Annotated in this window: 18 protein-coding genes; 11 read left to right on the top strand and 7 right to left on the bottom strand. The window is 49.1% G+C overall.

Annotated features, from left to right (window positions below; genetic code table 11):
* Window positions 1–5 precede the first annotated feature (5 nt).
* A complete protein-coding gene (locus ACEW81_RS02905) occupies window positions 6–974 on the bottom strand; it encodes a DNA methyltransferase (protein ID WP_373531467.1) in 969 nt (322 codons plus the stop codon).
* A 161-nt stretch (window positions 975–1,135) separates the two neighbouring features.
* Between ACEW81_RS02905 and ACEW81_RS02900 the strand changes: the two genes are divergently transcribed.
* Together ACEW81_RS02900 and ACEW81_RS02895 are read left to right on the top strand one after the other, a co-directional pair.
* Window positions 1,136–2,116, top strand: a complete 981-nt coding sequence (locus tag ACEW81_RS02900; RefSeq protein WP_373531466.1) for a bifunctional riboflavin kinase/FAD synthetase — start codon at window positions 1,136–1,138, stop codon at window positions 2,114–2,116.
* A 32-nt stretch (window positions 2,117–2,148) separates the two neighbouring features.
* Window positions 2,149–2,895, top strand: coding sequence for a M48 family metallopeptidase (locus ACEW81_RS02895; RefSeq protein ID WP_373531465.1), 747 nt, complete (start codon window positions 2,149–2,151; stop codon window positions 2,893–2,895).
* Between the two features lie 19 nt (window positions 2,896–2,914).
* Here the strand turns inward: ACEW81_RS02895 and ACEW81_RS02890 are convergent, their stop codons facing one another.
* From ACEW81_RS02890 to kdsA, 5 genes are all read right to left on the bottom strand, one after another.
* Entirely contained in the window at window positions 2,915–4,240 is a 1,326-nt protein-coding gene (locus ACEW81_RS02890; protein WP_373531464.1) for a S41 family peptidase, read from the bottom strand.
* Between the two features lie 259 nt (window positions 4,241–4,499).
* Window positions 4,500–4,871 (bottom strand): DciA family protein, encoded by a 372-nt coding sequence (locus ACEW81_RS02885; RefSeq protein WP_373531463.1) that lies wholly within the window; start codon window positions 4,869–4,871, stop codon window positions 4,500–4,502.
* Window positions 4,868–6,112 carry a DNA replication/repair protein RecF gene (recF, locus tag ACEW81_RS02880; RefSeq protein ID WP_373531462.1) on the bottom strand — a complete coding sequence of 415 codons (1,245 nt, stop codon included), beginning with the start codon at window positions 6,110–6,112 and terminating at the stop codon, window positions 4,868–4,870. Before recF ends, ACEW81_RS02885 begins: the two co-directional genes overlap by 4 nt.
* 47 nt (window positions 6,113–6,159) lie before the next feature.
* On the bottom strand, window positions 6,160–7,287 hold the full coding sequence (gene dnaN, locus ACEW81_RS02875; RefSeq protein ID WP_373531461.1) for a DNA polymerase III subunit beta: 1,128 nt from the start codon (window positions 7,285–7,287) through the stop codon (window positions 6,160–6,162).
* A gap of 720 nt (window positions 7,288–8,007) precedes the next feature.
* Window positions 8,008–8,853, bottom strand: a complete 846-nt coding sequence (gene kdsA, locus ACEW81_RS02870) for a 3-deoxy-8-phosphooctulonate synthase (RefSeq protein WP_373531460.1) — start codon at window positions 8,851–8,853, stop codon at window positions 8,008–8,010.
* A gap of 140 nt (window positions 8,854–8,993) precedes the next feature.
* Between kdsA and dprA the strand changes: the two genes are divergently transcribed.
* The 4 genes from dprA (at window position 8,994) to recN (ending at window position 16,013) form a co-directional block, all read left to right on the top strand.
* Window positions 8,994–10,163: a DNA-processing protein DprA gene (gene dprA / locus ACEW81_RS02865; protein ID WP_373531459.1), complete on the top strand. Its 1,170-nt coding sequence runs from the start codon at window positions 8,994–8,996 to the stop codon at window positions 10,161–10,163.
* The gene (gene polA, locus ACEW81_RS02860) at window positions 10,151–13,168 is read left to right on the top strand and encodes a DNA polymerase I (RefSeq protein ID WP_373531458.1); all 3,018 of its coding nucleotides are present in this window, start codon (window positions 10,151–10,153) and stop codon (window positions 13,166–13,168) included. The genes dprA and polA overlap by 13 nt, the downstream gene beginning before the upstream one ends.
* Before the next feature lie 84 nt (window positions 13,169–13,252).
* Window positions 13,253–14,194, top strand: a complete 942-nt coding sequence (locus ACEW81_RS02855; RefSeq protein ID WP_373531457.1) for an NAD(+)/NADH kinase — start codon at window positions 13,253–13,255, stop codon at window positions 14,192–14,194.
* 46 nt (window positions 14,195–14,240) lie between these two features.
* Complete coding sequence (gene recN, locus ACEW81_RS02850; protein ID WP_373531456.1) at window positions 14,241–16,013, top strand: DNA repair protein RecN; 1,773 nt, start codon at window positions 14,241–14,243, stop codon at window positions 16,011–16,013.
* 120 nt (window positions 16,014–16,133) lie between these two features.
* Here the strand turns inward: recN and ACEW81_RS02845 are convergent, their stop codons facing one another.
* The gene (locus tag ACEW81_RS02845) at window positions 16,134–16,415 is read right to left on the bottom strand and encodes a hypothetical protein (RefSeq protein WP_373531455.1); all 282 of its coding nucleotides are present in this window, start codon (window positions 16,413–16,415) and stop codon (window positions 16,134–16,136) included.
* Between the two features lie 243 nt (window positions 16,416–16,658).
* On the opposite strand from ACEW81_RS02845, the gene ACEW81_RS02840 reads away from it, so the two are divergent.
* The 5 genes from ACEW81_RS02840 (at window position 16,659) to ACEW81_RS02820 (ending at window position 21,734) form a co-directional block, all read left to right on the top strand.
* The gene (locus ACEW81_RS02840) at window positions 16,659–17,537 is read left to right on the top strand and encodes a TIGR02281 family clan AA aspartic protease (RefSeq protein WP_373531454.1); all 879 of its coding nucleotides are present in this window, start codon (window positions 16,659–16,661) and stop codon (window positions 17,535–17,537) included.
* A gap of 195 nt (window positions 17,538–17,732) precedes the next feature.
* Window positions 17,733–18,944, top strand: coding sequence for an LL-diaminopimelate aminotransferase (locus tag ACEW81_RS02835; protein ID WP_373531453.1), 1,212 nt, complete (start codon window positions 17,733–17,735; stop codon window positions 18,942–18,944).
* Window positions 18,941–19,948 (top strand): GDP-mannose 4,6-dehydratase, encoded by a 1,008-nt coding sequence (locus tag ACEW81_RS02830; RefSeq protein ID WP_373531452.1) that lies wholly within the window; start codon window positions 18,941–18,943, stop codon window positions 19,946–19,948. The genes ACEW81_RS02835 and ACEW81_RS02830 overlap by 4 nt, the downstream gene beginning before the upstream one ends.
* Before the next feature lie 244 nt (window positions 19,949–20,192).
* Window positions 20,193–20,474 carry a hypothetical protein gene (locus ACEW81_RS02825; protein WP_373531451.1) on the top strand — a complete coding sequence of 94 codons (282 nt, stop codon included), beginning with the start codon at window positions 20,193–20,195 and terminating at the stop codon, window positions 20,472–20,474.
* Between the two features lie 21 nt (window positions 20,475–20,495).
* Window positions 20,496–21,734, top strand: coding sequence for an ankyrin repeat domain-containing protein (locus tag ACEW81_RS02820; RefSeq protein ID WP_373531450.1), 1,239 nt, complete (start codon window positions 20,496–20,498; stop codon window positions 21,732–21,734).
* Window positions 21,735–21,743: the final 9 nt, after the last annotated feature.

Raw genomic sequence — 21,743 nt, 5'->3', positions numbered from 1 at the left:
CTTTTTCAGGCTGAAGGCTTTTTCTTTTCCGGTTTTTTTGATGCCGGTTTTTTGGGCGCTTTTGGCTTTTGCATTAAAAAAACATATTCGTGCTTAAAAATGTAAAAACCACCCACCAGCGCCCGGTAACGCCATAAATTGGTCATGCGGCCCTTGGCTTTTTCGTTACCACTGATATTTTTAACAATAATGCTCTTGGTGCTGAAACCCACCCGGTTCATGCGCTCCATGCATAGAAATCCCAGCGGAATCAGCTCCCCGGCGGCGTATTTATCGCCAATCACCAAGCCCGCAAAGCGACCCGGCTCCAGCATGTCGTACCCCAACTGGCAAACCTGCTGAAACATATCGAGAAACGCTTCGGTGCTATCGGCGTTGGATAAATCATTGTCAGAATCAGAAAAGCGAATAATATCGGCATAGGGCGGATGCAGGAATAAAAACTGGGCTTTTTCCCGCTCAAAGTGCTTTAAGCTGCGTTGAATGGCCTTACCAGTCCAGCCAGCGTTGGCGCTATCCCCGTTGATAATTTCAACATCGCTACTTTTGCCCTGTTCTTCCAGCTTTTGGCGAACATATTCGGCCATATCGGCCTTTAACTCAACCCCAATGGCCTTTCGGCCCAGATTCACCGCTTCTATGGCGGATGTTCCCGATCCCAGAAACAAATCCAGAAGGACATCGCCATGTTTGGTGTATCGGGTTAAAAGCTGGGTGAGGATTTGGGGCACACAATTGCCATGATAATCGAGTTGATGCCCATTTTGCCGTTCCCGACCATTGATCATCCACAAACTGCCGGTTTCAATGGCTTCATAATCCCGCCAGCGATTGACATCAATATCGCTGTAAGGCAATACCTTAGCGGGCGGCTCCACGCCAGGGGGTTCTATGGATATGGACTGGACCGCGGCAGCTTTAGAAACCGCCTTTTTGCGGCCAGCCTGTTTTTTAGGGGGACGTGCATCACTCATAATCTCATCCTAAAGGCACCCCTCCCACAATCACGTCCTTTAAACAGAGGTTATTTCTCAAAAAAATAACCGCCACTTTTCAAACATGAGCGTAAACAGGCTTTCCGTTCTTTCCGGGCCGATCTACAATGAAATTAGCGTAAAACAATTGGCCTTTCCCCATGCAAATCCACCGCTCCGCTCAAGCCATTACATTGCCCCAATCGGCTTGCGCCCTGGGTATGTTTGATGGCGTTCACGTGGGGCATGTGATGGTGCTTGAAAATGCGCTGCGGGAAGCCCGCTTACTGCAAGTACCCAGCGTGGTGGTTAGCTTTACCAATCATCCTCAGTTTTTAATCAGCAAAACACCCACCCACCTTTTGTCTACCCTAGATGAACGGCTGAAAACCTTTGAAAACATGGGCTTTGATCACGCCCTGATTCTGGATTTTGATGAATGGCTGAAAAATCTGGCCGCTGAAGAGTTTATTGAATTAATTCTACTCAAGCACTTAAACGTAAAAAGCGTAACCGTGGGATACGATCACCGTTTTGGTAAAAACCGGGCTGGCGATGGAGAAATGCTGAAGCGCTTTGGCCAGCAGCATGACTTTGACGTCCAAATTATTGATCCGGTGCGCACCGATGCCAACCTGCCAGAAGGTGGCGGACAAATTGTAAGCAGTACCCTGATTAGAAAACTGTTGGCCTACGGCGAAGTGGAATTTGCCAACACCTTGCTGGGCCATGTTTACCCGGTGGGTGGCGTGGTCGAAGGTGGACTGCAACGGGGGCGACAACTGGGTTTCCCCACGGCCAACCTCAAAATTAATCCCCATCAGCTCATTCCGGGCAATGGCACTTACTGTGGTTCCGCATGGCTAAAAGGCGTAGCGTATGCGGCGGTGTGTAACGTGGGCCTCAGCCCTACCTTTGGCGATCAAGCCCAAAAACGGGTAGAGGTGCATTTGCTGAACTACACGGGTACAGACTTCTATGGCGAACACTTAACCATGCGCTTTGCCCATAAACTTCGGGATGAGCAAAAATTTGAAAATATACCCGCATTAATCGCCCAAATTGAAACCGATTGCCAACAAGCCCAACAATACTGGCAAGCCGAAAATCAGACTATCTCCCAATCGCCCCCCACCCGTTAAAATCCCCAAACCAGAAACGATGCCCCCCCACCATGCAAGCGCTTCACGTTCTTATTGAGGAATCCAGAAAACTTCGGCGGGCTTCTGCCTGCATTCGGGATGGAAAGACCATTCATATTAAACTGCCCCGCCACTGGTCCAAAGATTTAAAACACAGCGTTACCGCCGAACTGGTAGAACGCCTGCAAAAAAAAGACGCCAAAGAGCGCTATTTGCTGGAGCAAGCCGCCCAACAACCCACCGTCACCATCAGCACCAACGCGGAACTAGAAACATGGGTACAACAAATCAACCAGGAAACCTTTCGGGTAAAGCTGGGAAAAGTACAAATTGGATACGCCAAATACAACCATTTGGCCCAGGTTAACTTACGCACCAAAACCATGACCGTATCCCGATACTGCCTGAATCAAGCGCCTCAAGAGGCTTTACGCTACCTGATTATTCATGAGCTGGCCCATTATTTTGAATCGGGACATGGGCCTCGGTTTTGGGCGCTGGTGGGCCAACATGTGCCAGATTACCGGTTGCAATCCAAAATTATGAAGGCGTTTCACCACCAGGCGGTTATTCACGAAGAAAAAAAACAAGCGCCTTCCGCCGGGCAGGGCTTAGAGCCCGCCTTGCCCGCTACCCCTATCAAAAAAGCGGGCTATAGTAGTAAACCGTCGCGTCCCCCAATAACAAAGCCTGCCGTCGTAACGCCCTCTCCCAAAAACGATAAAACCGGGCTGATACCCGGTTTTATCAAACAGTTATTATTGTGGGGAGAACGCTAGTTCCTGAGCGACCACCCGCTTACTGAGCGGTGGATTTCTCCGCCTGTTGATTCGGCAACGTCACGCTTTCATTCAGCTTGCCCACCGGGTTGGTAGTCAGGGACTGAATTTGAGCTTTAGCCAGAATTTGCTGATTGATGATATCTTTAACCGTTTTGCCCTGAATCATCTCACTGACCACGGAAATAGCCCGAAGCAACTGGGTATCCTTCTTGGCCTTAGCGTCTTCCTCGGTCAGCTCAATCATAATATCCGGCTCAATGCCCTTTTTATTGATATCCGTATCATTGGGCGTGAGGTAGCGCTGGGTGGTCACATTCACCCCAGAGCCGCCGGGTAATTGATTGATTTCCTGAACCAGCCCTTTACCAAAGCTGCGTTCCCCAATCAGCACCGCCCGCTGGTTATCTTTTAGAGCGCCACTGAGAATTTCGCTGGCACTGGCACTACCACCGTTAATTAACACCACCAAGGGCTTGGTGGTTAACGCAGAAGGGCTGGAGTAACGCACTTCCTTGTATCCATCCCGGTCCACGGTGCTAACAATGGAACCCTGCTCTAAAAAGAAATCCGCAATTCGAATGGCATTGGACAACAAACCACCGGGATTAGAGCGCAAATCCAGAATGTAGCCACTTTTTTCGCCTTGTTCCTTCAGGGCATTTTGCACTTCCTGAGCGGCATTGCTGCTTAAAAAAGTAGATAGTTTAACGTAGCCGATATTTTTAGGCACCGCCATATCAAACGGATTGTTCAGCGAAACGGATTTCAGCTTGATTTCATCGCGCATAATATCGTAGTACTTGGCCACTTTTTCTTCCCGCTTAATCAGCAGGCGCACCTTGGTGCCTTTTTCGCCCCGAATCAAATCGGCGGCATCTTTAACGGAAATACCCTTGGTATTTTTACCGTCAATTTCCAAAATCTCGTCATTGGCCTTCAAACCAGCCTTATCGGCGGGGGTTTCATCAATGGGGGCAATCACCACCAGTTTGTCTTCCCGCAAGCCAATTTGAATACCAATGCCAAACAGGGTGGCCTTGATGGAGCGCCCCTCTTCGGCAAATTCATCCTTGTCCAGGAAGCGGGTGTATCGATCGTTTAAGCTGGCCAGCATGGTTTCAATGGCCACATTGGCGTCCGCCTCGTCCTTAATCTGAGTGTCAAAGCGATGCCGCCAAATACGCCAATCCTGACCATTTTTATCATCATTCACAAAACGGGCGTTAATCAGTTTCCAAACTTCATCGTACAGAGATTGCGGAGTGTAGGCGAAGCCTTGCTGGATGGTCGTGACCATGGCCAGAGGAATCAGCAGGGTACCAAAAAGCTTATTTTTGTTCATCAATTTCCCATCCAGGTTCATTGGTTGTACAACACACCAATTTTAGCCATGTAAAGCTTATTATAACGGATGTTAACGGCTTTTGCCGAGTGCTTCCAAGTTCAACCCCCAGAGTCAATACTCTCAAATTTTACCGGAACCCTTTAAAGCGCATTTACAAAATAATTAGGGTATTTAGCCCGATGGGGTGATTGTAACTTGAATATCAATGACGCCCGAAGCCCTGGAATGTTTCACCACCCTCCACAAAGTAACAGCGTTACTGTAAACTGCCAACGCTCAGTTTGATTTGATCGACGGTTAGCCCTGTTTGCGCTTTATACCCATTTAACGCCGCTTTCAAGGCCGGTACATGAAAACTGAGTTCTGAGGCCAATGAGGCATTCGAGACTTTTACCGCCAGAATGGTTTGATACCCCTGCTTGATTAATCGAACAGCCCGTGTGTTCTGGGAGGCCACTTCTCCGGCCAGTCCAGCGACCTGAGCAGGCCACAAAGCCATTAGCGCCAATTCGTTTACCTTTTTATCCAATGCCAAATTCTGGCATACCTGGGGCAAAATATCGGAAAACGCGGACAACGAGCCCACTCGCTTGGGCTTTTTTTTAGGAAAGGAACGGTACTCGCTCATGAATTCAACTCCGGTTGTGGGTGTGCCAAGCGGTCAAAAAGATGCCCATGATCCACGGTAAATGCGGCTAAATACGAATCGGTGTTTTGGTCTGTCTGCCCGGATTCCCGCTCCAGCAGGGTTTGCCACGAAGAAGTGGGATGCGTGGTGGTCATAAACACCTGACTTTCGGGATGAATATGCGTCACCAAAAGCCGCTGGCGATCAGGATCCAGCTCAGCCATCACATCATCCAGCAACAACACCGGGGGCTCCTGTAATTTGGCGCTCAGGCACTTAAGCTCGGTTAGCTTCAAAGCCAACACCACGCTGCGTTGTTGCCCCTGACTGCCATACGCATCGGCAGGCAAGCCATCCAGATAAAAATGAATATCATCCCGGTGCGGCCCCACCAAACAGGTGCCTCGCCGCAGTTCATCATTCATTTTTTCGTCTAGTAGGCGCATTAAAGCGGCTTCCAGCTCGATCACATCCGGTAACGGCGCTCCATGCGGTAATCCGGCAGAATGATCCGCCAGATTTTGCGGGGCCAGCATGTCCAAAACCGTACTTTGGTATTTAAAAGTAAGCTGCTCCCGGTTGTCGCTTAGCTCCAGGTAAGCCAAGGCCGCCAAATCCTCAATCATGGAAAGATAAGTCTGGCGGGACGCAATAACTTTAGCCCCCATAGCGGCAAATTGAACGTTCCAGGCACTGAGGTGATCTCGGGAAATTTGCTCCATGGGGCTTTTAAGCAGCTTGTTTTTTTGTTGGCGCACCTTGTGGAATTCGTTCAGGTACAGTAAATGGCGTTTATCATACTGCACAATGGCCGCATCCAGCCAACGACGGCGATCCTCAGGGGTTCCCCGCAACAGCAGCAAATCCGGCAAAAAGAAGGACACGGTGGGCAGGTGTCCCAGCATCTCGGAACGACTCCGAAGGGGACTCCCGTTTACCTTGAACACCGTTTTCAGCCGCTCATCCTCAACTTTAACTTGAGATTCCAGCTGTACCCGCCCCTCATAGTGGTGATTGGTCAACTGGGCGCTGATGGTGGCAAAACGCTGCCCGGTTTGAATCAATTCCCGATCGCTGCTGGTGCGATGAGAACGAGCGTGACTGAGAAAATAAATAGCTTCCAGCAGATTGGTTTTGCCTTGGCCGTTATTGCCCAGAAAAATGTTTTTGCGGGCTGAAAAAGTCACGCTTAAAGCCGAATAATTACGAAAATTGGCTAAGTGCAGGGATTGAACACGCATGACTCATCTCTCTAAAACCGGCCATCAAACCAGCGTTTTTTCCGTGCCTACTTGACCTGAACCGGCATTACCAAACACAGGTAACCATTGTCTTCCTTGCCCTTGAAAATAGTGGGAGACAATGGCCCATTGGTTTCCATGCGTATGTCCTCAGACTCGATCACCTTGAGGGCATCGATTACATATTTGTAGTTGAAGGCAATATTCAAGGTATCGCCGTCATACACCACATCCATGGTGTCCTTGGAGTCTCCAACGTCAGGGGTTTGGGCCGCCAAACTCATGTTGTTATTATCCAGAGACAGTTTCACGATGTTGGTTCGCTCATTGGCCATAACCGCCGTTCGTTCCAGGGAATCGATGAACATTTTTTTGTTGGCAAAGGCCACAATTTTATTTTCAGCCGGAATCAACTGGTTGTACTTGGGGTATTGTCCATCCAGCAAGCGGGACAACACATAAAACCGGGGGGTGCGGAAAGAAATCTGCCCTTCCTGAATGGCCAGACGAACCGGTTGCTCGCTCACATCCGAGGCGCAAAGCTTCAAAAATTCCTGAAGCGCTTTGGCCGGAATAATGGCGGAAACATTCAACTGAACAGCCACACCGCCTTCAGAAACCGCTTCAATCCGCCGAGCCAATCGTGAGCCATCGGTTGCGGCCATTTCCAGCCCGTTTTCATTCAACTGAAAAAACACGCCGCCCAACACATTGTTGGCATCGTAGCTGGCAGCGGCAAAAGCGGTTTGGTTAATGGCCCGAATAAACGCTTTGCCATCCACTTCCAGGTAATCGCTGGCGTCAATCTGTTTAATTTGCGGAAATTCATCCGCTGGCAGGGTTCTCATATCAAATAAAGCGGTACCGCACTTAATCCGCGCTGTTTGCACCGCTTCCTCAATCTCAAACTCAATTTCACGCCCACCGGCTAATTTGCTGATAATTTCAGCCAGCTTTTTGGCGGACAAGGTGATACGGCCTTCTTCCACCACTTTGGCCGGAATGGTGGTTTCAATGGCAAAATCCAAATCCGTGGCCGATAGCTTCAAAGTATCGGCACTGGTGCTTTCAATCAAAATATTGGACAGAATGGGTTGAATGACACGGGTTGCGGTGGCCCGTTGCACGGCGGCAACCGCCTGGTGGATATCTTCACGCTGAACGGCAAATTTCATGATCCCGAAGCTCCTTACTGTCCATTTCCGATATGCATTTAACTATAGAGTACACACATGCGGAAGTGTTCAGCAAGCAAAGCAACTGATCTTTTACAACCCACCTCCCAAACCGCTTTTTTTGAACCTTCATGCATTGTTGATCGTTTTTATAAAAGATCAGTAGTCGTACTTAGTGTTCTTCAAAACCTGTAGAAAACTATCTGGAAGTATTGATATCATTGAGTTTAAGCTTGTGCAAAACTTGTTCAGACCCTGTTCAGGTTGTAGAGAGTTTCCGACAGATCTTAGTTTTCTACAGATCAACCGGACCGTTTGTAAGGATCCATTCAACAGGTTTTCAACAGATCAGGGCGTGTAAAAGCCCCTGCTTTATTACGAAATGATCGCTGATGTTGCGGATTGTGATCCATGGGCAAGGCTTTTGGCCGATCGTAGCGCCGGATCTGGCGATTGGATTGCTGTGAAGTCCAATGAGGCGATCCTTTTCCTGATCTCGCTTTGATGAAAGCATCTGCAGGCGATCGAAACCCGTTCTTCCTCAGGCTAAAAGCCTTTGTTAGCGATCGGCCTTAAGGGTCGCCCAAGCTTCAACCTGTGCCTCAAATAGAAGCCGTCCCAATTTTTGAAGGGGATAAGGCTGTAGAAAACGTCACGTTTTTAAATCCCGCCAGTTATCATGGGCGGTCTACTTTGAAATGCGTCTAGCTGTTTACAGTGCTAGGCGTTTTGTAGCGCTTGGGCGGAACGGGCATAATCAGGCTCATTCTGGATAATGGCCCTGAGCTTCAGGCAGGTTTGCAACATGGGTTCAACCCATTCCAGCGGCAGCATATTGCTGGCATCGCTTAAGCCCTGCTCCGGGTTGGGGTGGGTTTCAAAAAACAGGCCGTTACATCCGGCAGAAACAGCAGCTTTGGCCAGAATGGGGGCGTATTCCCGGTTTCCACCGGTGGTTTCACCGGCCCCACCGGGTAGCTGAACGCTGTGGGTGGCATCAAAAATAATGGGCAGCCCCAGGGATTGCACCATAGGAATGGCGCGCATGTCCACCACCAGGTTGTTATAACCAAAGGTGCTGCCTCGTTCCGTAATGTATATTTGCTCGTTGCCCATGCTTTTTACCTTTTGGGCGGCGTGGCGAATATCCAAAGGGGCCAAAAACTGCCCTTTTTTGATATTGACCGGAATTCGGGTTTTACCAGCCTCTAAGAGCAAGTCGGTTTGCCTGCACAGGAAGGCTGGAATCTGGATCATGTCCACCACGTAAGCCACTGGGGCTATTTCATCCGGCCAATGCACATCGGTGAGAATGGAAACACCCACTTTTTCCTTGATTTCTTTCAAAATGGACAGCCCTTCCGTCAGTCCGGGCCCTCGATAAGAATTGATGGAAGAGCGATTGGCCTTGTCGTAGGAGCTTTTGAAATAGAATTTGACTTCCGGGAATTGGGCCATGATGGCTTTTAACTGACGGGCTGTCTCAAAATTCACTTCGCCCCGGTTGTTTTCCAGAATACAAGGCCCAGCAATAACGATAAATTCAGATTGATTCGGGTGGGTCATGGGATCTCATCCATTGTTTAAGGGTAATCTGCCTCTCATCAAACCATTTTCGAAGGCTGCCTTCAAGCGGAATTCCAATTTTTTAAAAACCGAACATTTACCCCTTTGGGTCTGGCGGGTGTTTTGGCAGCATGAGGTTTATGACGATCATTACCCCCTCTTCTGAAGCGGTTTGCGCTGATTACCCCGATAGCGTTTATTTAAGGGCGCTTTTGGAGGTTAAAAATCTGGGAAATCAAACCATTTTTAAGCTGCTGCAACGGTTTAAAACCCCGGCGGCCCTTTGGAAAGCACCTGCATCCAGCTTGAATGAGTGGGTAAAGCCCGCCGTGTTGGCGGCGCTTCAGGCTCGAAAGGCGAGAGGGCTGGATGGTGGCTGGTTGAAAACCTATGCCGATTTGGGCATTCAGGTCATTAGCAGGCTGGATGCTGACTATCCCCCCTTATTGAATGAAATTCACAACCCCCCGTTGCTGTTGTATGTTAAAGGCGCTTTGGGCTGTTTGGAAGGGCAAACGCTGGCCTTTGTGGGTACTCGTAAGGCCAGTGAGTATGGGCGGCAATGCACCGAAAAGCTGGTGGCTGAATTGAAACCGGCTGAAGCTTGCATCGTCAGTGGTTTGGCAGCGGGGATAGATACATGCGCCCACTGGGCAGCCATTCAGGCGGGTTTACCCACTGTAGCGGTTTTTGGGTGCGGGCTGGATGTGATTTACCCTTCCTCAAACCGCAAGCTGGCCCAAGCTATTTTGGCGGAGGGCGGGGCTTGGGTGAGTGAATATCCGGTGGGTACCATGCCCACCCAGTACACTTTCCCTCAACGCAACCGGATTGTGGCCGGATTGTCTCATGGGATTGTGGTGGTGGAAGGGGATGTGAAAAGTGGTGCCCTGATAACCGCCCGTTTGGCCGTGGATGAGGGGCGAACGGTGTATGCCACCCCCGGTAATTTGTTCAGTCCGGGCAGTCAGGGACCGCATTATCTGATTAAAAACGGCGCTTTCCCGGTGACTGAAGGGGTCGATATACTCAATGACCTGGGCTGGAGGCATCAGGCGGATGGCAATGTTTCAGGGAAATCAGCTTTTTTAACCGCTAAAACGCCACAAGTTGCTGATTCAAAAGCCCTTGCCCATTTATCTGAAGAAGAACGAGTTTTGGCAGCAGCCATTTCATTTGAATCCATGTCGATTGAGGATTTACAGGGGGCAACTGGTTTCGCTTCTGCTAAAATCAATGAACTTTTAACCTTGTTAGAGTTGGAAGGCTTGATCGTTTTGTTGCCGGGGGCTAAAGTTTGTCGCAAGTAGAGATTCTGGAAAATCCCCTGAAGCTGGATAAGGCAGGTGCCATGAAAACGCTGGTATTGATTGATGGTCATTCTTTGGCTTACCGCATGCACTTTGCGTTGGAGCGAACCAACATGCGAACGGCGGAAGGTGTTCCGAGCTGGGCCGTTTACGGCTTTTTCAATAACTTGTTCGCCTTGCTTAAAAAAATTAAGCCCGATGCCATTGCCGTGTCGTTTGATGTGAGCCGCATTACCTTTCGCAATGCGCTATACCCTGAATACAAGGCCCATCGGGAGTCCATGCCGGATGACATGCGCTCTCAAATGGACTTGATTCGCCGTGGGGTTGAGTTGTTGGGAATTCCCATTTACGAAAAACAAAACTTTGAAGCGGATGATGTGATTGGCACCCTGGCCTGTAAAGCCGCGAAAGAAGGGTTTTGGGTCCAGATTTTAACCGGGGATCAAGACGCTTTCCAGCTGGTGGATGATTTGGACCCTGACAATCCGGCTCAGGCCCATGCCGGTAAAATTGAGGTTTTAATTCCGCCCCGCATGCCCCGTGAGGAAATGAAAACCTACGATCGTCAAGCGGTTTTTGACAAATGGGGTGTTTACCCAGAGCAGGTTATTGATTTTAAAGGGTTAAAAGGGGATGCTTCTGATAATATCCCCGGTGTGCCTGGGGTTGGGGATAAAACAGCAGTGAAACTGCTCACTGAGTATCAGACCCTGGAAAATTTGTATGAGCATATCCACCAATTGCCAGCCAACAAGCTGCGTGAAAAGCTGGAAACTTATAAAGATCAGGCTTTTTTAAGCAAGGAACTGGCGACCATCAACCGGCAAGTGCCGCTGGATTTGGCTTGGGAGGATTGCAGGCTGGTTATTCCTGATTTTGAGGCGCTGACTTCCTTTTTGACGCAAATGGAGTTCAAATCCATCATTAAGCAGGCCCCGGTGTTGCTGGCCCCTTTCTTGAATGGGCATACCACCAGCCAAAGTGAAGGGGCAGAATCCCAGATGGTAGAAAATGGAGCCATGATTGCCGCTGTGGAAATGCCTGCTTCGGGAGATGCGGCCTTGAATGGCCTTGCGGCTTTAACGACTGAGCCCATGCAGGTCGATCACACCGCTGTCACCCGGTTGTCCCAACTCACAGAACTGGTAAAACGCATTGAGCAGGCCCAGGTGTTTGCCCTGGATTTGGAAACCACCGGCTTGGACGTGCATAGCGACCAATTAGCGGGCATTGCCATTTCGGTACTGGATGCCTTTGAGCTGTATCAGCGCCCTGCCGAGAATATATTGCATTTGGAAGACTACCCCCAAAGCTTTCCAGCCATTCGATCTAAAAAAACATTGGCGACAGAGCCTATTGCCAATTTCTACATCCCCATTCGGGCCGAAGGGTTAGAAACCGAGTTGACTGAATCCCAAATTCTGGAGGCCCTAAAGCCGGTTTTAACCAGTGAAACCATTGCCAAACTGGTTCATAACGCCAAGTTTGAGTGCAATATGTTTCGCCAGTTCGGGCTTCCGTTGCAAGGCTTGATTTTTGACACCATGATTGCCAGCTACATCGACAACCCGGATCGGCGGCATGGGCTGAAAAGCTTGTCCGAAGAGATTTTGGGTCAGTCTATGACTGAAATCAAAGCGCTGATTGGCACTGGCAAAAAAGAAAAGTCGTTTTCGGAAGTGCCAGTTGCGCTGGCCGCCGCTTATGCCAGTTGCGATACTTACGCCACCTTGTCCTTGGCTCAATATTTCCTGAACCGTTTGGATGAGACACAGTGGACGCTTTTTTACGAAATCGAAATGCCCTTGGCCCATGTGTTGGCGGAAATTGAATGGGCTGGGGTCAGTTTGGATACCCCTTATCTTAAAAAACTGAGCGATGAGTTAAGCGATCGTTTGCAAATTTTGGAGCGGGAGATTTGCGGCCTTGCGGGCTGTGATTTTAATTTAAACTCGCCCAAACAAGTGGCGGAAGTGCTGTTTGAGAAGATGGGTATCGCCGCTTCGCGCAAAACCAAGGGCAAAACCGGTTTCAGCACCGATGTTAAAGTGCTGGAGCTGCTGGCCGATGAGCATGAAATTGTGCGTAAACTGCTGGAGTACCGGCAGTTGTTCAAGCTGAAATCCACGTATATTGACGCTTTACCTGCGTTAATCAATGCCAAAACGCATCGCCTGCACACCAGTTTCAATCAAACGGTTACTGCCACCGGCAGATTGTCCAGTAGTACCCCCAACTTGCAGAATATTCCCATTCGGACTGAACTGGGACGATTGATCCGGCAGGCTTTTGTGCCGGAACAGCGGGAAGGCTGGTCGTTGCTATCAGCCGATTATTCTCAAATAGAATTGCGTTTGTTGGCCCATTTTTCGGAAGATCCGCATTTGTTGGAGGCCTTCCAGCGAGGAGAGGACATTCACACGGCTACCGCCTCGCTGGTGTTTGGAATGCCCATTGAAAAAATAACCAAAGAGCAGCGGTATCGGGCCAAAACCGTTAATTTTGGGGTGGTTTATGGTCAATCGCCCTTTGGGTTGGCCCAGCAGTTAAAAATCCCCCAAAGTGAGGCCGCCCAATTTATCCAGCTTTATTTTTCCCGTTATGGCAAGGTAAAGCAGTGTATTGATGGCATCAAGGCCAAAGCGCACCAAACTGGTAAAGTGGAAACCCTGTGTGGCCGCACACGGGATCTATCCCGAGATTTGCAAAGCAGTAACCGCAGTGTCAGAGAGTTTGCGGAACGGGCGGCCTTTAACACCCCTCTGCAAGGTTCGGCGGCCGATTTAATGAAAGTGGCCATGATCCGCTTGCATCGCAAGTTGTTGGCGGATGGCTTGAAAACCCGAATTATTCTTCAGGTTCATGATGAACTGGTATTGGAAGTGCCGGATGCGGAATTGGAAAAAGTTCAGTTATTGGTCCGTTGGGCTATGGAATTGGGGCAGCCTTTGCGGGTACCGCTGGAAGTAGACGTTTATGTAGGGCCTAGCTGGATGGAGTAGAATGGGTTTGGCCAACTTCCTAAAACCTCCGCTTGACCGGATTGGGCTTGGATACTGTTTGAATGCGGGACATCAATAAACTCCATGCTAAAGCATATTACCCTGGTACAAAACCTGAGTACGGACCCTAAAAGCGTTTACGCCAACGAGGTGTTGGAACACCTGACCCACCACGGGGTGCATGTTTCCCACTTGCAAGTGTTGGGAAAAGATTGCCCGGTGGTGCCAAAAGAGGCTGCCTGCCCAGATTTGGTGATTGTATTGGGCGGAGACGGCACCTTTTTGAGGGCCGCCAGAAAGTTTGTGGGCCAAAACGTTCCGTTGGTGGGGATTAATACCGGTGCTTTGGGTTTTTTAGCGCATATTGAGGCCGATAAAATCCGGTTGTATCTGGATTTGTTGATTCAAGGCAAATACAGTCTGGAATCTCGCATGATGCTGTCTATTCAAAATTCAGGGCAAAGCGCCGGTGAATTAGCCCCTCTGTCCACCGAGGATTTGGCGTTGAACGATGTGGTTTTCAAAAATGCCAATCCCAGCCAGCTTTGTCGTCTTCATCTTTATGTGAACGATACTTTGGTAGCGGTTTACGATTCGGACGGGTTGATATTATCCACCCCCAGTGGCACGACAGCTTATACCATGGCTGCCGGTGGCCCGGTCATTTCCCCAGAGGTGGATGCCATTTCCATTACGCCTATTTGTCCACACAGTTTTTCGGCCAAAGCGGTAGTTGTGCCGTTTAACAAAGAGTTTCGAATTCAGTCGGATCCCAAAAATCAGGATGTGGTTTATGCGCTGGATGGCTTGGAGTGCGGCATACTGAAACCGGGCCAATCACTGGTGGTGGTTCGAGCGGGTATTTCTTTTCAGATGGTCAATTTTGAGCAGGTAGAAAATGATTTTTACTCTCTGCTCAAGCGCAAACTGCAATGGTCTATGAATCCCCGCTGGCAATCTCAGGAGGCCCGCGCGGGTGAAATTGTACATACGGAGCATCCCCCCCAATCTATACTTCCATCCTAAAATTTTCCTGCTTAAATTTTAACGGCCCAGAATTCTCGGGAACGCTATGCTAAAACAGCTCCAAATCCGAAACATTGCCATTATTGAAACGCTTGCCATTCAGTTTGAGCAGGGTTTAACCGTGATTACCGGAGAAAGTGGCTCTGGTAAGAGCATTTTGCTGGATGCCATTTCGCTTTCCTTTGGGGCTAAAGTTTCTCCTCGAGATATTTTGCGCTCTGGCAGCAACCGGGGGCAGGTGGAATTACTGTTTGACATTGGCCATATGCAGGGACACGAGGCTTTTCGGGAGTTTCTGGAAGCCCAAGGGGTTTCCCTGCTGGCGGATGAAACCGAAATTTTATTGTCCAGAGAATTCAGTACCGGGGGCAGTCGTTCCCGCATTAACGGCATTCCTGTGATTCGGGAAGTGTTGGAGGCCTTGCGCCCCTGGGTAATTGACTTGCACGGGCAGCATGAACTGACCAGCCTCTTTCAACGGGAAAAACAGCGGCTGTATCTGGATGCTTTTGGTGGCAGTAGTCATGCGGCCTTGAAGCGTGAGGTGGCCGAGGCTTATGAAGTCTGGTTCAGCTTAAAGCGCCAATTGGAAACCCTGATTCGCAATCGTCAGGATGTAGAGCGGCAACGGGATTTTCTGGTTTTTCAGCTGCAAGAATTACAGGATGCCCGACTGGCAGATGAAAACGAGGATACGTTGGCTCGGCAGGAATTAGAAATTTTAAGCCATGCTGAGAAATTGATTCGAATTTCCCAGCAAGGGGCTGCCATTTTAACGGAGGGAGATACTCAGGTTCCCGCCGTTCTGGATCAGTTGGGCCTGTTGCAAAAAAAATTGTCGGAAGGGGCCAATTACGACCCCCTGCTGGCAGCCCTGCTAGCGCAACTTCAAGGTGTGCATGCCGAACTCAAGGGCATTGCCGGTGAACTGAGCCTTTATCAGGATCGGGTAGAGGCCCAGCCTGAATCGATGGCCGTTTTGTCGGATCGGCTGGATGCTTTGGAAAAACTGAAGCGCAAATATGGAAACACCTTGCGAGAGGTGATGAAGCGCCGGGATGATCTGGCTGCCGAGCTGGACTTGCTGGAATCCGGGGAGCAGAACTTTCAGGCGCTGGAAGCCGCCATTGCGGACCAAGAAAGCGTGCTGGAAAAACGCAGTCAGCAATTAAGTTTGGCCAGAAGGCAACTGGCAGAGGACTTGAAACAGCATTTGCTCTCTCAACTACAAGTGTTGGCCATGCCGGGGGTTTCTTTTGATATTGATTTTATCCCGGTGCATTTTACCCGTGAAGGCAACGAGGACGTGGAGTTTCTGTTTTCAGCCAATCCGGGGGAGCCTTTAAAACCGTTGGCAAAAGTGGCTAGCGGAGGAGAGTTATCCCGGTTTTTACTGGCCATGAAGGTTTTAACCGCTGGGGCGGATGGCTTGCTGACCCTGGTATTTGATGAAATTGACAGTGGCATTAGTGGCCCCACCGCCAAAATTGTAGCGGAAAAACTGGCGGGGCTGTCCCGTCAGATTCAAGTGATTGCCATTACTCACCAACCCATGATCGCGGCCATGGGCCAGCAGCATTTGCATGTGGAAAAACAGGTGCTGCAAAAGGAACAAGGCGCTGAAAGCGTTCAGGTTTTGGTCAATACCTTTACCGGCGATGATCCTCGGCGGGTCAAAGTGCTGAGTCGGCTGGTAAGCGGCATGGATTCCAGCGATGAGGCGGTGGAAAAGTTTATTCGTCGCTTGCAGGCCGAGGCTAAACACTTTCATCAAAAGCAAATGCCGATTGCAGCTAAAAGTAAATCCTCTAAAGGCTGAAACCCTCATCAGGTTGGGTGGTTAAACCGTACCTGCTGAGGGTTTCATAGCCTATTTTTTTGAACCAGCGTTTATCAATCCACGGGATAGCCTGATTGAAGGTGAATTATCCGGTTGCTATCAGGCTTTAGGCGGGTTCGCGCCGGGGAATAAGCCGCTTGGATATTGAGGATAGCCCACCCCGTTGCTTGTGAAAATTTGATGCTGGAAGGCGTTCACATCTTCAAACAACGAATTGGTGTACGGTGTGTTGGTTAAACCGCTGGCGTACAGGCCATTAAAACTGGGGCCATATGGAAATGCGGTTTGAACGCTTGCAGGCCCAGGATAAGGAGGGATGCCGCCGGTTGCGTAGCCCATGGGCGGAATTCCGCCAGAAGTGCCTGGATTGATTGAACCCATAATATTGTCCCCCACTTTATGTCAATGCTTCGTATCGCTTCGTACCAATGTTTGATTTGAATATCTGAATGATAAGAAGGCTGTCCCCGTACCTTCAATTGCATAAAAACAAACACCTGCCTTTTTTTGCTAATGGTTCATATTTCTATTTGTTTTTGAATAATTTTAAAGATTGGACAAAAGGGGTCGATGAGATTTTTAGTTGTCTCTTCTGTTGAAAAACCGATTGAAAAAAGGTGAAGCATGGGGCGTTTCAAAAAATTGAGCGGAATGGCCTATTTTAAGCTGCTGCTACTGGCTTTGCTGCTGATTCTTGTGGCGCCCATAAACGTTCAAGCCCAGGTTGTCACCCCCATGTCGGGCGGGCAGGGGCATAAAACGCCCGATTATATGGCTGGGGTTCAGGCTTATCGCAACCGCAATTATGAATCGGCCACCTACTATTTTCGCAATGTGATTCGCCAAGATGCGGCCAATACCAATGCCCATTACTATTTGGGGCTATCACTGGATAAACTGGGCTTGGCGGGCGAGGCGTTTAACGAATATCATTTTGTCATACAGCAGGGACTAGAGGCAGAGATTGTGCATTTTGCCCATGAGCGCTTAAATGCATTGGCCTCCGTTTTGCAAGTTTCTGAACCCCCCGGTGGGCTTGGCTTGAGTGGGATTAGCCCATTGGTTCAGGTTGGTTTTTCTGGCGTAACGGCTGGTTGGGAGGATGTGAGTGAATCGGTGGCGGTGCCTTTAAAAAACAGTCGTAACGCCTTAATGGTGGATGCTGTTTTAACACAGGCTCGGCGGAGTACGGAGGGGACTTTTATTATTGACACCGGGGCCACCTATACTTCTATTTCCCAGCAAATGGCTGAGCATTTGGGTTTGGACTTGCGCCAATGTGAAAAAGTGTTGATTACCACGGCCAATGGTCAAATTGAAGTGCCTAAAATTTTGATTGAAACTCTGAAGGTGAATGGCTTGGAAGCCCATAACGTGGAAGCCACTGTAATTCCTGTGCGGCAGGGTTCCAGTTTTTCGGGGTTATTGGGGTTAAGCTTTATTCGTCAGTTTGTGGTCACCATTGATCCGCAAGCGGGTCATTTGATTTTTAAGCGGAATTAGGCCGCCAGCTTTTGATGGATGAACCTGAACGGAAGGCTTTGCGGGTTTGAAGCTGATGGAAGTCTTTGCGCTACTTGACTTTTCCCCCTTCAGCGCCGCAGCATGAAATTGTTTGATCCCCCAAACGCCTTTCATCGGTATAGATAGAGATTTTTTATCTATAATTAAAATGTTACAAAGAAGGATTATTTTGGTATGTCCACGCCGCATACAGCTGCTGAATGCAAGCTGAAGCCCCCCTCTAGTCGTTTAACCAAGCTGCCAACCTATGTTTTCGCGGAACTCGACGAATTGAAAGAGGCGGCGCGCAAGCGGGGCGCGGACTTAATTGATTTGGGAATGGGCAATCCCGATCAGCCAACCCCTGCACCCATTGTAAAAGCCATTCAGGACGGGGTGGCCAACCCGGCCAATCACGGATACCCCAACTTCAAGGGCAAGCCGGAGTTTCGGCAAGCAGTTTCTGCCTGGATGAAACGCCGTTATGGGGTTGATATCGATCCCGATACCGAGGTTCAACCCCTGATTGGCTCTAAAGAGGGTTTGGCCCATATTACGTTTGCTTATATCGATGCTGGGGACTACAGCATTGTGCCGTCCCCTTATTACCCGGTTCACAGTCGGGCCACCTGGATAGCGGATGGCCTGGTTCACCACTTGCCCCTGACTGCCGAAAACCGCTTTCTGCCAGATCTGGACAGCATCCCGGAAGAAGTGGCCAAAAAGGCCAAGCTGTTTTTTGTGAGTTATCCCAATAACCCCACCGCCGGAGTGGCCGATTTGCCGTTTTACGAAAAACTGGTGGCCTATTGCCGCAAGTACGGCATTATTCTGGTCAGTGATTTGGCTTACGGTGAGCTGGCTTTTGACGGGTTTCGTCCGCCCAGTATTTTTAACGTGCCGGGTGCCAAAGACATTGCCATTGAGTTTCACTCTTTTTCCAAAAGCTTTAACATGGCAGGCTGGCGAGCCGGTTTTGCGGTGGGCAACCCGGAGATTATCAAGGCCCTGTACTCGATGAAAACCAATCTGGATTACGGCTTGGCCTCCGCCATTCAGGATGGCGGTATCTATGCGCTGAACGAAGGCGAAAAATTTATGGCGGGCATTGTTCAGGCCTATCAGGAACGCCGTGACGTTTTGGTGAAAGGCTTTCGGGAGCTGGGTTGGCAAATTGAGCCGACCAAAGCCACCATTTACATGTGGTTGCCCATTCCCCCATCTTTTTCCGATTCCAAAGCCTGGTGTCGTCATTTGATTGATACGGCAGATGTGGTGATTACACCGGGTATCGCTTTTGGCGAGGCTGGCGATCGGTACTTTCGGGTATCGCTGGTTTCCCCCAAGGAAACGTTGCAAAAGGCCATTGATCGCTTGAAGGAGAAAGGTATCCGGTACGACGCATGAGCAGTAACCCTTTTGCTGGAAAAACCTATTTAATCACCGGAGGGGCCGGGTTTATTGGCTCTCATCTCTCAAAAGCTCTTCTGGACTTGGGTGCAGGGGTTATTGTGGTAGATGAGTTCAATGACTTTTACGATCCGGGCATTAAAGAGGCCAATATCGCTCCTTTCCTGAATAACTCGCATTTTCGGTTGTATCGCAAGGATATTCGGGAATTTATCGGGTTGCGGGATATTTTTGAACATCACGGACGGGCTTTACAGAGTGGTGGCATTATTCACCTAGCGGCTCGGGCTGGGGTTCGGCCGTCTCTCAAGGAGCCTCGCCTGTATTTGGATACCAACGTAACGGGTACCCTTAATCTGGCGGAGTTGGCCCGTGAGTTCGGGGTGAAAAAATTTGTGTTCGCCTCTTCCAGTTCGGTTTATGGTGATAGCCCAGAGCGGGTTCCTTTTCGGGAAGATCAGGACATTTCCAGGCCCATTTCCCCTTATGCCTCTACCAAGGCTATGGGAGAAAGCTTGTTACACACTTACAGCCATTTGTATAAGCTGCAAGTGGTTGCCTTACGCTTTTTTACCGTGTATGGGGCAGGGCAGCGCCCGGATTTGGCCATTCACAAGTTTACTCGCCTGATTGATGAAGGCCAGCCCATTCCGGTGTTTGGAGATGGCACCACCCGACGGGACTACACCTACATTCAGGATATTATTCAGGGTGTACTGGCCGCCATTGCTTATGACAAAACCCCTTTTGAGATTTTTAACCTAGGAGAGTCTCAAACCACCGAGCTGCGGATTCTGATTGCCCTGATTGAGCAATCTTTAGGGAAAAACGCGGTGATTGATCGCCAACCCATGCAACCGGGCGATGTGTCGGTGACCTTTGCGGATATTTCCAAAGCGCATCGCTTACTTGGCTATAATCCCAAAACCAAAATCCGGGATGGGATTCCCAAGTTTGTGGATTGGTACTTACACCATCGCAAGTCCACGGTGATGGCTTAATAATGACAACATCACTTCCGCAGGGCGCTAAATCTGAGACGAAAAATCAGTCATTATTCAAAAGTTGTAACTGCGTTCTTAAAACCTGTATCAAGCTTTGAGAACGATTATCGAGCTGGCTAGCAAACAAATGGGTTGAGTGGTTTTATCTAAGTGATACTCAAGCGACCCTAAATTTTAAAGCTCCCTATTGACTTATTGACTACTTTATTTAAAGTAATCATGACTTAAAGAGATTTTCCAGATGATTGATTCCACGGTTAGCAGAACTGTTCCCTCTACCCGGTTTTCCCGACCGGCTAGAGAACCCCGCTTTGGTGGGCAGCCCAAACCACCCCAACCTTCTGCATCTGAAAAACTCTCTGGAGCCTTTGCTACATCTATATTGAATGCAGGGTGCGACGAATTTGAGAAAGAAGCCTCCAAATTACCGGCTCATAAAGTATTTGAGTATTTTATCTGGACACCAATTAAAGAATTTTTTAAAAATATGTTTTCCAAACTTAAAAATCTAGTCAAATTTTAACTTTAAACAGGATATTAAACTATGAACATAAAGTCATTTTCTTCTACTTGCAACCCTTCAAAACAAAATGAAAAAGTACTTTCCACTAATTTAAAAAATATTAAATTTTCTGGTAATAACAGTTTTGACGAATATTTGGGTTCTTTTGCAGCAGAGAGGGCAAAGGCAGTTACAGCAGGTGTTAAAAATGATAAAGAGCTTTGGGCAATGTTCCAAACCATTGTAAAAGAACAAGGAGATGAGGCGGCGGATCGGTTTTTGAAATCCGAAGCTCTGCAACGTCAAGCAGCTCAGTCTGCCCGAGATACCCTCAATCGCACCTTAAATCAGGCCTATCTGGAGCGGAAAACTCTGTTGAATAACGTGGCTACTGGCACTGGTGTCGCTGTTACCGGGGCGTATATTCTTCCCATGTTTTATATCTCATCTCCTTATATTACCCATCCCACCACTCTGGCCGGGTTGGGAATCGCTGGCGTGAATGCGAAAAAACTGGCTGAATCCCTGATTAGCCCGCCCGATAAAAGCCCGGAAAAAATTGAGAAGCTGGTTAGCCATGCCAAAAAAGGAGAAAATACTGAAGTCCAGAGTATGATCGGTTCATATATCAGTGTCAATGGAACGACCGCCAAGGGTAAAACGGCGCTCCAGGCTGCCGCGAAGCGGGGTGATACTCAATTGATTGAATACTTGCTGGATGTGGGCGCGGATGTCAATCAAGCAGACTCCCACCAAAAAACGCCACTTTGGCATGCTGCCCGAAAAGGACATGCGTCCAGTGTGAAGAGGCTCATTAAAGCGGGAGCCGAATTAGACAAAAATTCAGATGTTAAAAATGGTGGGAATCACAGCACGCCTTTTTGGGAGGCCGCTGGAAATGGTCATCTTGAACCTGTTACGCTTTTGCTTCAAGCGGGTGCTGATAAAGATAACGTAAATCCCTTCCATGGTCTTACGGCAATGCAGCGAGCCACACGCAAAGGGCACTCCCGTGTGGCGAATTATTTACTAAATCAGGGCGCAAAAGATATTGATGTAGAAAATGAGCGCAGAAAGCAAAGAGCAGAGGATGAAAGCAGAGTCAGGAGGCAAGAAGAAGTCCGGAAGCAAGAAGAAGAAGCCCGGAGGCAAGAGCTAGCAATAGCTGTCCAAAAGGACCTCTCAGATGGCCTTTATCATGGTGCAAAAGTTGCAGCTGTCTGCGTTGTTGTTCCAGCAGTCAAAACAGCTGCAGCCGCAGCACTCTGCACAATCCAATAGAACTTGAAT

Source organism: Vampirovibrio sp. (assembly GCF_041737375.1).
Lineage (GTDB): Bacteria > Cyanobacteriota > Vampirovibrionia > Vampirovibrionales > Vampirovibrionaceae > Vampirovibrio.
This window is presented reverse-complemented; position numbering and strand designations above follow the sequence as displayed.